General features: G+C 70.4%; 11 protein-coding genes. 4 read left to right on the top strand and 7 right to left on the bottom strand.

All coding sequences use genetic code 11. The annotated features are described in order from the left end of the window. A partial coding sequence (locus ETD85_RS35135) for a DnaB-like helicase C-terminal domain-containing protein (protein ID WP_138694123.1) occupies positions 1-2719 on the top strand: 2719 nt, incomplete at its 5' end. Positions 2720-2731: 12 nt separating this feature from the next. On the opposite strand, the gene ETD85_RS35130 is transcribed toward ETD85_RS35135, so the two are convergent. The 3 genes from ETD85_RS35130 to ETD85_RS35120 all read right to left on the bottom strand — a co-directional run bounded on the left by ETD85_RS35130 (position 2732) and on the right by ETD85_RS35120 (position 5568). Then, positions 2732-3277: a GtrA family protein gene (locus ETD85_RS35130; RefSeq protein ID WP_240779628.1), complete on the bottom strand. Its 546-nt coding sequence runs from the start codon at positions 3275-3277 to the stop codon at positions 2732-2734. Positions 3278-3383: 106 nt separating this feature from the next. Continuing rightward, the gene (locus ETD85_RS35125; RefSeq protein ID WP_138694121.1) at positions 3384-4499 is read right to left on the bottom strand and encodes an FAD-dependent oxidoreductase; all 1116 of its coding nucleotides are present in this window, start codon (positions 4497-4499) and stop codon (positions 3384-3386) included. Positions 4500-4593: 94 nt separating this feature from the next. Beyond that, on the bottom strand, positions 4594-5568 hold the full coding sequence (locus tag ETD85_RS35120) for a Clp protease N-terminal domain-containing protein (protein ID WP_138694120.1): 975 nt from the start codon (positions 5566-5568) through the stop codon (positions 4594-4596). A 68-nt stretch (positions 5569-5636) separates the two neighbouring features. Between ETD85_RS35120 and ETD85_RS35115 the strand changes: the two genes are divergently transcribed. Both ETD85_RS35115 and ETD85_RS35110 read left to right on the top strand, forming a co-directional pair. Then, positions 5637-5996 (top strand): excisionase, encoded by a 360-nt coding sequence (locus ETD85_RS35115; RefSeq protein WP_138694119.1) that lies wholly within the window; start codon positions 5637-5639, stop codon positions 5994-5996. 126 nt (positions 5997-6122) lie between these two features. Further along, positions 6123-6581, top strand: a complete 459-nt coding sequence (locus ETD85_RS35110) for a universal stress protein (RefSeq protein ID WP_138694118.1) — start codon at positions 6123-6125, stop codon at positions 6579-6581. Positions 6582-6618: 37 nt separating this feature from the next. Here ETD85_RS35110 and soxR read toward each other — a convergent pair whose 3' ends face one another. Beyond that, positions 6619-7110, bottom strand: coding sequence for a redox-sensitive transcriptional activator SoxR (gene soxR / locus ETD85_RS35105; RefSeq protein WP_138694117.1), 492 nt, complete (start codon positions 7108-7110; stop codon positions 6619-6621). A gap of 28 nt (positions 7111-7138) precedes the next feature. Continuing rightward, positions 7139-7570, bottom strand: a complete 432-nt coding sequence (locus tag ETD85_RS35100) for an Lrp/AsnC family transcriptional regulator (RefSeq protein WP_206058990.1) — start codon at positions 7568-7570, stop codon at positions 7139-7141. Between the two features lie 56 nt (positions 7571-7626). On the opposite strand from ETD85_RS35100, the gene ETD85_RS35095 reads away from it, so the two are divergent. Then, positions 7627-8541 carry an SMP-30/gluconolactonase/LRE family protein gene (locus tag ETD85_RS35095; RefSeq protein WP_138694115.1) on the top strand — a complete coding sequence of 305 codons (915 nt, stop codon included), beginning with the start codon at positions 7627-7629 and terminating at the stop codon, positions 8539-8541. Between the two features lie 2 nt (positions 8542-8543). Here the strand turns inward: ETD85_RS35095 and ETD85_RS35090 are convergent, their stop codons facing one another. Continuing rightward, complete coding sequence (locus ETD85_RS35090) at positions 8544-9275, bottom strand: ABC transporter permease (protein WP_138694114.1); 732 nt, start codon at positions 9273-9275, stop codon at positions 8544-8546. Continuing rightward, positions 9272-10177, bottom strand: a complete 906-nt coding sequence (locus ETD85_RS35085) for an ABC transporter ATP-binding protein (protein WP_138694113.1) — start codon at positions 10175-10177, stop codon at positions 9272-9274. Before ETD85_RS35085 ends, ETD85_RS35090 begins: the two co-directional genes overlap by 4 nt. Positions 10178-10247: the final 70 nt, after the last annotated feature.

The raw sequence follows: 10247 nt of genomic DNA, 5'->3' as shown, positions 1-10247 counted from the left end.
CGACACCCCCCTGCCCACCCCCACCGGCTGGACCACGATGGGGCAGGTGCGGGTGGGCGACCACCTGATCGGGGCCGACGGCAGGCCCACCCGCGTCGTGGCGGCCACCGACGTCATGCACGGCCGCCCCTGCTACGAGGTGGAGTTCGACGACGGCACGGTGATCGTGGCCGACGGCGGGCACCAGTGGCTCACCGAAACCCCCGCCTCCCGCCGTGCGGCGCGGGCGGCCGCGGCCGGCTCCGGCCACGACCAGGGTCAGCGGGCGCTCACCGAGGCGCACAAGGGGGTGGGCACGACCGAAAAGGGGGTGCACGCCACCGACAGGCGGGTGCGCACGACCGAAGAGATCGCCGCCACCCTGCGCGGCGGCGGCTCCGCGGGCGGTCGGCTCGACCACCGGGTCGCGAATGCCGAGCCGCTGGAGCTGCCCGACCGGGAGCTGGCGATCCCGCCGTACGCGCTGGGTGCCTGGCTCGGCGCCGACGCCCCCGGCTCGGCGCGGCTCACCACCATGGACGCCCCGCTGCGCCGCATGGGGGTGCTGACCGACAGGCACATCCCGGCCGCATACCTGCGCGCGTCCGAGGGGCAGCGCAGAGCCCTGCTGGCCGGGCTCCTCGACACCGGCGGCCAGGTCGACCACCGGGGGACGGTCCGCTTCGCCGCCACGAACCGGCGACTGGCGCAGGGCGTCCGCGAGCTGATCCTGAGCCTGGGCTACACCGCGACCTCGACGTCCACGGCGGTCCAGGGCCGCACCGAAGCCGCTTCGACCAGCCATGTGATCACGTTCACGCCCGCCGACCGGGTCTTCCGGCTGGCCTGCCGGAATGCCCCGGTGCCCGCCGAGGGCCACCCTGAGACGCCTCACCGCTACATCATCGACGTGCGGCCGATGCCGTCGGTGCCGGTGCGGTGCGTGGAGGTGGACAACGCCGACCACCTCTATCTGGCGGGGCGGACGTGGATCCCCACCCACAACTCCACGTTGGGCCTCGACTTCGCCCGCTCGGCGGCCATCAAGCACGGGATGACCACGGTCATCTTCTCGCTGGAAATGTCCCGCAACGAGATCACCATGCGCCTGCTGTCCGCCGAGGCGCGCGTGGCGCTGCACACCATGCGCTCCGGCATGATGGGCGACGACGACTGGACCCGCCTGGCCCGGCGGATGAGCGAGGTAGCCGAGGCGCCGCTGTTCATCGACGACTCGCCCAACATGTCGATGATGGAGATCAGGGCCAAGTGCCGGCGGCTCAAGCAGCGTAACGACCTGAAGTTCGTGGTCATCGACTACCTCCAGCTGATGAGCTCGCCGAAGAAGACCGAGAGCCGCCAGAACGAGGTCTCGGAGATCTCCCGTGCGATCAAGCTGCTGGCCAAGGAGCTGGAGGTCCCGGTCATCGCGATCTCCCAGCTCAACCGAGGTCCCGAGCAGCGCACCGACAAGCGTCCCGCGGTGAGCGACCTGCGTGAGTCCGGCTGCCTGACCGCCGCCACCCGCGTCATGCGAGCTGACACGGGGGCCGAGGTCTCCCTGGGGGAGCTGCTGGAGTCGGGGGCACGCGACATCCCCGTCTGGTCGCTGGACGACCGGCTGAAGCTGGTGCCGCGGACGATGACCCACGTCTTCCCGAGCGGCGTGAAGCAGGTCCACCGCGTGCGGCTGCGCTCTGGGCGCGAGGTCGAGGCGACGGCCAACCACCCGTTCCTCACCTACGACGGCTGGCGGGCGCTCGAAGACCTGCCGCCCGGCACCAGGGTCGCGGTGCCGCGGCACGTGCCCGCGCCGCTGGACATCGCCGAGCGGGACGAGGACGAGCTGGTCCTGCTCGCCCGCGGCGACGGGTCGTCCCTGCGGCGCGGCCTGCCCGAGAGCGTGTTCTCGCTGCCCAAACGGCAGATCGCCCTGCTCCTGCGGCACCTGTGGGCGGGCGGCGGGAGCGTCGAGCCGGACCGATCGCTCGGCCAGGCCCGCCTCCACTACTCCGCCGGCAGCCGCCGCCTGGTGGACGACGTGGCCAGGCTGCTGCTCCGGTTCAACGTCATGACCAGGGTGGAGGAGAGCCGCGAGGGCGACCAGCCCCCTTGCTACCACCTGCACGTCCACGGGGCGGAAAACCAGCTGCGCTTCCTCGACGAGATCGGCGTCGATGGCGACCGGGCGCACTCGGCCGAAGAATGCGCGGCGCACCTGCGCGGCGTCACCGGCGACACCGGCATCGACACCGTGCCCCGGGAAGTGTGGTCGCGGGTCAGGACGGCGCTGCTGGAGCGGGAGAGCCGGCGAGAGCCCGCAGCCGCGGCGCCGGCCCGCTCCGGCGGATCGAGCCGGGCGGAGCGCGCATCGGGCGGCGAGCGGCTGGGCCGGATCGCGGCGGTGCTCGACGAGTCGGAGCTCGACCTGCTGGCGACGAACGATGTCTTCTGGGACGAGATCGCCGCCGTCGAGCCCCTGGGCGAGCAGCCGGTCTATGACGCCACGGTGCTGGGCACGCACAACTTCATCGCGAACGGGATCAGCCTGCACAACTCGATCGAGCAGGACGCGGACATGGTCATCCTGCTGCACCGCGAGGACGCCTACGAGCGCGAGTCACCGAGGGCCGGTGAGGCCGACCTGATCGTGGCCAAGCACCGTAACGGCCCCACGGCCACGGTCACGGTGGCCTTCCAGGGCCACTACAGCCGCTTCGTGGACATGGCCCAGCACTGAAGCCGCGGGCCGTCAGGCCGCCTCGTCCGTCGAATCGGGAACGGGCGCCAGCCGCACGCCGCCGGGCTGGGCCTGCTCGTCGGGGAAGACCCACTTCCGGAGCGCCCAGAAGCGGAAGACCATGGCGATCAGCGTGCCGATGATCTGCGCGCTCACGAAGTCGGCGAGCTCCTGGGTCACCAGGCTCACGTCCGGGGTCTCCAGGCTGAACGCGTACCGGGAGATCCACAGCGGCGCGGAGCTGAGCACCAGGCCCACGCCACTGACCAGGAAGAACAGCGCCGCCTCGTGACGGCGCTCGCGGCCGCCCCTGGTCCGGAACGACCATTCGCGGTTCAACACGTAGGACACGATCGTCGCCACGAGCACCGCGATGATCTTCGCGGTCACCGGCTTCGGTTCCAGGATGGTGAGCTTCAGCCCATAGAACACCGTGTTGTCCACCAAGAACGCTGTGCCACCCACCACCGCGAACTTCAGCAGTTCGCGGTGCTTCAGCGCAAGTGCGTGCAGCGGGTCCGGCAATCTGGCGAGTACGGCCTTCGCTATTCGGAGCACCCCCGATCTTCTCAGCAGCCGGACACGCTCGTGACAAGATTCACGGACGTGGCTGGTCCAGAGCCGAGTCCCGGACCCGGGGGACATCCGGGCGCTCGCGTTCCCGTCAGCCAGGCTGGAAGAAGGCGAGCATCTTCCGGCTGGCGTCCGGCGACGTCAGGATTTCCTGGACGTGCGCGGACTGCCGGCCGGCCGCGCCGGCGCGGACGAACATCTCGCGTTCGTACTCTTCGACGGCGGCGGGAAAGTCGTCCGGGTGCGCGGCCAGCGCGAGGCCGAGCAGGGCGCCGTCGAGCAGTGCCATGTTGGCGCCCTGCCCCACCGGCGGCATCAGGTGCGCGGCATCGCCGAGCAGCGTGACGCCTGGCCGCGACGGCCAGGTCAGGCCGACCGGGAGAGTGGCGATCGACCGTGGCACGATCGTGTCGTCGCAGGCGGCGATCAGTGCGGTGATCCGTGGGTCCCAGCCGGTGAGCAGGTCGATCAGCCGCATCCGGGCGGCGGCCGGGTCGCCGAACGGGATCCCGCTGGTGGCGAACCAGTCCCCGGGGGTGTTGTAGAAGCTGAGGTAGACGCGTACGCGGCCGTCGCCGTTGCGCTGCGCCGACAGGGATTGCCCGTTGCCGAGCACCCAGTAGTTGCCGCGTCCCACCATCGCCGCCAGGTCAGGGTGGGTGCGGTCGATATCGGGAATGCCGAGCTCGACGGCGTTCTGGCCGGTGTGGACCGGCCGGGCGTCGGTGAGCAGCGCGCGGACCCGGGAGTCCGCGCCGTCTGCGCCGACCAGCAGGTCGTACGTGGCGCTGCCGCCGTCGGCGAAGCGCAGCAGGCCATCGCCGGCGGAATCGAGCGCGTGCCCCCAGCGCACCGCGTGCTCGGGGAGAGAGTCCAGCAGCAGGTCGCGCAGATCGGCACGGTCGACCTCAGGCCGCTCCAGCGGGGCGTCGTCGGGCGTGTCCTCCTGCAGCAGCAGGGTGCCGTCCGGCTCCAGAAGCCGCATGTCCTGGCCTTCTCGACGGGCAATCGCGTGGAACTGATCGATCAGGCCCGCCTCCCGCAGCGCCCGCTGCCCGGTGCCGGAGTGCAGATCGAGCATGCCGCCCTGACCGCGCGCGCCGCGCGACGAGTCACGTTCGTACACGACGGCGTCGATGCCGTGCACGTGCAGCACCCGGGCAAGGGCCAGGCCGCCCAGCCCGCCTCCGACGATGGCGATGGTCATGATTGCCTCCGAGTCACCGTGTTGCCTGCTCGCGGGACGCCGGCCCGCATCCTCTTCTTCCGGGCCGCTTCTTCCGGGCCGTTGATCAGCCGGTTCATCGGCGCAGCCGGGGCGCGAGCACCGTGCGCACGACCTTGGTCACCCTGCTCGCGGCGGACCCGCCCTCCTCGGGTGCGGGCTCCGGCTCCAGCAGGCGCTGGAGCTGCCGCAGCAGCTGGTTGGTCGAGCGCCAGAGCGGGACGAACAGGCCGGCCACCGGCCCGACGCCCTGGATCGGGCCGCCGGACAGCTCGGCGACCCCCTTGGCGATCGCGACCGTCGCCGGGTCCCGCAGGATCAGGTGCACCTCATCGCCGACCAGCCGGATTTCCATCTTGCGCGCGGCGGCCTCCTCCGGGTTGGCGTCCGTGGTCGTCTCCGGATCCAGCTCGTCGATCTTGGCGGCGACCGCGTCCGGGTCTACCCCGAGCTCGCGCAGCACCCTGGCCGCCATGCTGTTCTCCGCCCGCAGCATCGCCTCAAGCAGGTGATGGCTGCCGACCGGTGCGCCACCGGCCAGCGCGCTGGCGGCGGACACGGTGTCCTCGGTGGCGGGCGTGCCGGTCGGCCAGGGGCCGGCCGGGACGTCCTGCGCTCCCTCCAGCGAGGCCAGCACAGCGGCACGGATCTTGCTGATCGGATTGATCCGCTCGGCGAGCACCTGCGCGCCGACGCCCGCGCCTTCCCTGACCAGGGCGAGCAGGATGTGTTCCGTACCGATGTTGGTGTGGTGCAACTGCTGCGCCTCGCGCAGGGCGAGGTCAAGCGTCTTCTTCGCGAGCGGCGCGAACGGGATGTGGCCGCTCAGCTCCTGCGTGCCGGGCTTGACCACTGCGGCAATATCGGCCTGCGCCGTCTCCTTGTCGTACCCGAGCTGGTGCAGAGCTCTGGCCGCCGTGCTGTCGGGCGCGTCGAGCAGCCCCAGCAGCAGGTGCTCCGTGCCGATGTAGTCGTGCTTGAGGAGCCTCGCCTCCTCCTGGGCCGTGACGACGACCTTGCGGGCTTTCACCGTGAACCGTTCAAATGGCATGGTTCCATGGTCTCAACCCTGTCAATACACTGTCATTGACATGGTCACCATGCCGAAAGGAGGGTGCGATGGAGTCACCGTCGGACTGGGAGGATCGGCTCGCGCGCTGGCAGAACGAGCTGGAGCTGTTCGAGCAGCTGGACGAGACACCCTGGGTCACGCTGGCCAAGGCGGAGGCCGAGACCGGCGTTTCCCGCTCGGCCCTGCGGTCCTGGTATCGAAACGGCGAGATCCGGTCCCGGCTGGTGGACGGCCCGAACGGGCCGCAGCGCCTGGTCCAGCTGGACGCGGTGATCGAGCGCGCCGCCGCGTCACCGCGCATTCAGCGCAGGGCGGAACGAGAAGTCAGCCTGGAGGCCCAGGTCGCCCTGCTACGGCACCGCGTTGACCAGCTTGAGCTGCGCCTGGCCGCGCTGGAGCGGAAGTGACCGGCGCGAGCAGCACCGTGCCATAGACCCAGAAGGGGTGTGACAAAGCAGACAATTGGCCCAGGAATGGCGAGTGATCGCTTCAGTGCTCTACCGAGAGAGAGTGAAGCGAAGGGAAAGAACGCCATGACCATCCTCGTCGCCTATGACGGCTCGGCGGACTCGCGTACCGCGATCGAATTCGCGGCCAAGCACCTGACGGCCGAGCCCACGCTCATCGTCACGGTGTGGGAGCCGCTGCTCGTGCAGATCAAGAAATATCCGCTGGCGGGGGCTGCGATCGACCCGGACACCGAGGAGCAGGCGCAGGCCCAGGCCGAGGCGCACGCCAAGGAGGGGGCCGAGCTGGCGGCCGCCGCCGGGCTGTCCGACGTTTCGTACCGGGCGGTGGCCGACAACGAGTCGATCTGGAAGACGATCGTGGACGTGGCGGACGAGATCGACGCCTCGCTGATCGTCACGGGGTCGCGCGGCCTGGCCGGAGTGCGCTCGGTGCTGCTCGGCAGCGTGTCCAACCACGTGCTGCACCACGCGCACCGGCCGACCCTCATCGTCCCCCCGCCGAAGGCCCCCGCGCGGGCGTGACCTGCCGGGGGACGTACGGGGAGACTCGCAGGGAGCCTCAGGAGGCAGGCGTGCAGCAGACCTGCGGCGGGCAGAGCCGGGTGTCGATACGCCGCGCGCCCGGCCCCTCGTCGCCCAGCCGGTCGTGCGGGTTCGCCACGGGGCACAGGTCCAGGGACAGGCAGCCGCACCCGATGCAGTCCGTCAGGTCGTCACGCAGCCGCTGCAACTGCTCGATGCGATCGTCGAGCTCGCCCCGCCAGGCGGCCGACAGCCGGGCCCAGTCGCCGCGGTTGGGGGTGCGCTCGTCCGGGAGCTCGGCCAGGGCGTCCCTGATGGTCTTCAACGGGATCCCGATTCGCTGCGCCAGCCTGATGAACGCGACCCTGCGCAGGCTGTCGCGGCTGTAGCGGCGCTGGTTGCCCGCTGTGCGCCGGCTCGCGATGAGCCCCTTGGCCTCGTAGAAGTGCAGGGCCGAGACGGCCACGCCACTGCGTTCGGCGAGCTGGCCGACGGTGAGTTCCTTGGTGTTCCAGGCGACCTTGGTCATACCTGGAGATTACTTGAGGATCAGCGGATCATTCGAGGGCCCGCTCGAAGAACGTCTCCAGCACCACGACCGTCTGCGTCCCCGTCACGCCGTCCACCTCGAAGATCCGGCGCAGCACGTCCTGCAGCTCCTTCGTGCCGGTCGTACGCACCTTGAGCAGCACCGACGCGGGCCCCGCGATGACGTGCGCCTCCTCGACCTCCCGGATCGCCGCCAGCGCGTCCGCGCTCCCGCCCATCCACGCGCCGCCGTCCACCAGCACGTACGCCGTCACCGCGCGCCCCAGCGCCGCCTGGTCCACCTCGATGGTCGTACGCCTGATCACCCCGCGCTCGCGCAGCTTGCGCACCCGCTCATGCGCGGCCCCGCCGGACAGCCCCACGGCCTTGCCCAGCTCCGCGTACGACTGCGTCGCGTCTTCCTGAAGCCGGCCGATCAGCATCCTGTCGATATCGTCCATCACTGAATGCTATCTCGCGATATGCCCAATAGTCCGAACAGCGTATGGTGGTGGCCATGACGGACACGATCCCCACTGAGTTCGAGGTGCTCGACGAGCGGTTCGCCGCGGTCGGCGGAGACGACCAGATCGAGCGGCTCTACACCGGCACCCGCTGGGCCGAGGGCCCGGTCTATTTCCCGGCCGGCCGCTTCCTGCTCTGGAGCGACATCCCCAACGAGCGGATGCTGCGCTGGGACGAGATGACCGGCGCGGTGGGGCCGTTCCGCCAGCCGTCCGGCTATGTCAACGGCAACACCCTCGACCGCGAGGGCCGGCTGATCTCCTGCGAGCAGGGCAACCGCCGCGTCACCCGGACCGAGCACGACGGCTCGATCACGGTGATCGCCGACCGGTGGGAGGGCAAGCGGCTCAACAGCCCCAATGACGTGGTCGTCCGCTCCGACGGCTCCATCTGGTTCACCGACCCGCCCTACGGCATCATCAGCAACTACGAAGGCGTCGCCGCCGAGCAGGAGATCGACGGCTGCCATGTCTATCGCGCCGACCCGGCGACGGGCGAGGTCCGGATCGTGGCCGGCGACTTCGTCCGGCCCAACGGCCTGGCCTTCTCGCTCGACGAGAGCCGCCTCTACATCGCCGACACCAGGGCCAGGCACCTGCGCGTGTTCGACGTGCGCGACGACGGCACGCTCGAGGGCGGCAAGGTCTTCGCCGAGGGCACCGACCAGGACAACTTCGACGGGCTGCGGCTCGACGACACCGGGCGCGTCTGGGCCGCGGCAGGCAAGGCGGTGCTCTGCCACGACCCCGACGGCACGCTGATCGGGCGGCTCAAGCTGCCCGAGTTCGTGGCCAACCTGGTGTTCGGAGGGCTCAAGCGGAACCGGATGTTCATCACGGCCTCGTCCTCGCTCTACTCCCTGATGACGAACGTCACCGGCGCGCGCCCGGTCTGGGCCGGGCGCTAGCCTCACTCCCACTTGAACAACCGCACGGCCAGCCCGCCGAAGAGCACCAGCCCGGCGGCCATCACCGCCACGTGCATGAGCTGCGGGGGCTGGCCGGCCCAGGTGTCCTTGAGCGCCTGCGCGAACGGACCGGCGACGGAGAAGTCGCTGACCACGCGCAGCGCGTCCGGCATGATGTCGCGCGGCAGCCACATCCCCGCCACGAACATCAGCGGGAACATCACCAACGACCCGATCCCCGGCGCGGCCTTGCCGTTCGGCGCCAGGGCGGCGATCACCAGTCCCATGGCCAGCAGCGCGGCGGTGCCGAGCAGGAAGACCAGGATGAAGCCGGCCCACTGCTTGGGAGCGGCCGAGCCGAACACCAGGGAGCCCACCACGATCAGCACCGTCGTGGACACCACCCCGACGGCCAGGTTGATCAGGAGCTGCACCGCCAGCAGCCGCGCGGGGTGCACGGGCGTGGTGGACATCCGCCTGAGGACTCCCTGCTCGCGGTAGGTGGCCAGCACCGCGGGCACGACGCTGCAGGCCAGCGTCAGCAGCGAGAGCAGGACCATCAGGCTCGGCATTTGAGTGTCCACGGGTCTCTCCCCGCCACCCGCGCGCTCGGTCATCGTCGGGATGCTGAGACCGAGCACGAGCAGGAGCCCTACCGGCAGCCCGATGGTGAACAGCAGGAACGGCCACTCACGCAGGTGCAGCTTGGTCTCCACGATGAGCATCTTCTTCATGAGAGCTTCCTTCCGGTCAGTGCGAGGAACGCGTCGTCGAGCGTGGCCTGCTCGATGCGCAGGTCTCCGGGCACGATCTGGTGCTGGGCGAGTGCGAGGGTGACCGCGGGCGCGAGGTTGCCCGAGCCGCGGACCACGACCTGGCCGCCGCTCCTGGTGATCTCGCGTACCTCCGGCAGGGCCAGCAGCACGCTGTCGTCGACGGGCGCGGACGGCCTGAACCGCACCTGCTGCTCCTCGCCCACCAGCGCGACGAGCCCCTGGGGAGTGTCGGTGGCGACCACCTTGCCCGCGTCGATGAGCGCGAGCCGGTCGCAGAGCCGCTCGGCCTCCTCCATGAAGTGGGTGACCAGCACGATCGTCACGCCCGTGTCGCGCACCCGCTCGACCAGCTCCCAGGTGTCCCTGCGGGCCTGTGGGTCGAGCCCGGTCGTCAGCTCGTCGAGCACCGCGATGCGCGGGCGGCCCACGAGGGCGAGCGCCACGGACAGCCGCTGGCGCTGGCCGCCGGACAGCCGCTTGAACGCCGTGTCGCGCTTGTCGGTAAGCCCGACCTGGTCGAGCAGCTCGGACCAGTCGGCGGGGTCGGGGTAGAAGGAGGCGTAGAGATCCATCGCCTCCCACACCTTGATCTTCTCCGGCAGCGCCGCGCTCTGCAGCTGCATGCCCAGCACCTGGCGCAGCTCGGTCCTGTCCCGCTGCGGGTCCAGCCCGGCCACCCGTATGGTGCCGCCGTCCGGCGCCCGCAGCCCGGCCAGGCACTCCACGGTGGTGGTCTTGCCGGCGCCGTTCGGGCCGAGGATGCCGAAGATCTCGCCCTCGGAGACCTCGAACGACACATCCTCGACCGCCAGGTGGTTCGGATACTGCTTGCGCAGGTTCCTGACCTCGATGATTTTCATGACTTAGACGCTAGGAACGCGGTGATCCAGGCGGAATCCCGGTAGCTGCCCGGCAAGGGTGTATCTAGGT

This window comes from Nonomuraea zeae, assembly GCF_005889725.1.
Taxonomy (GTDB): Bacteria; Actinomycetota; Actinomycetes; order Streptosporangiales; family Streptosporangiaceae; genus Nonomuraea; species Nonomuraea zeae.
This window is presented reverse-complemented; position numbering and strand designations above follow the sequence as displayed.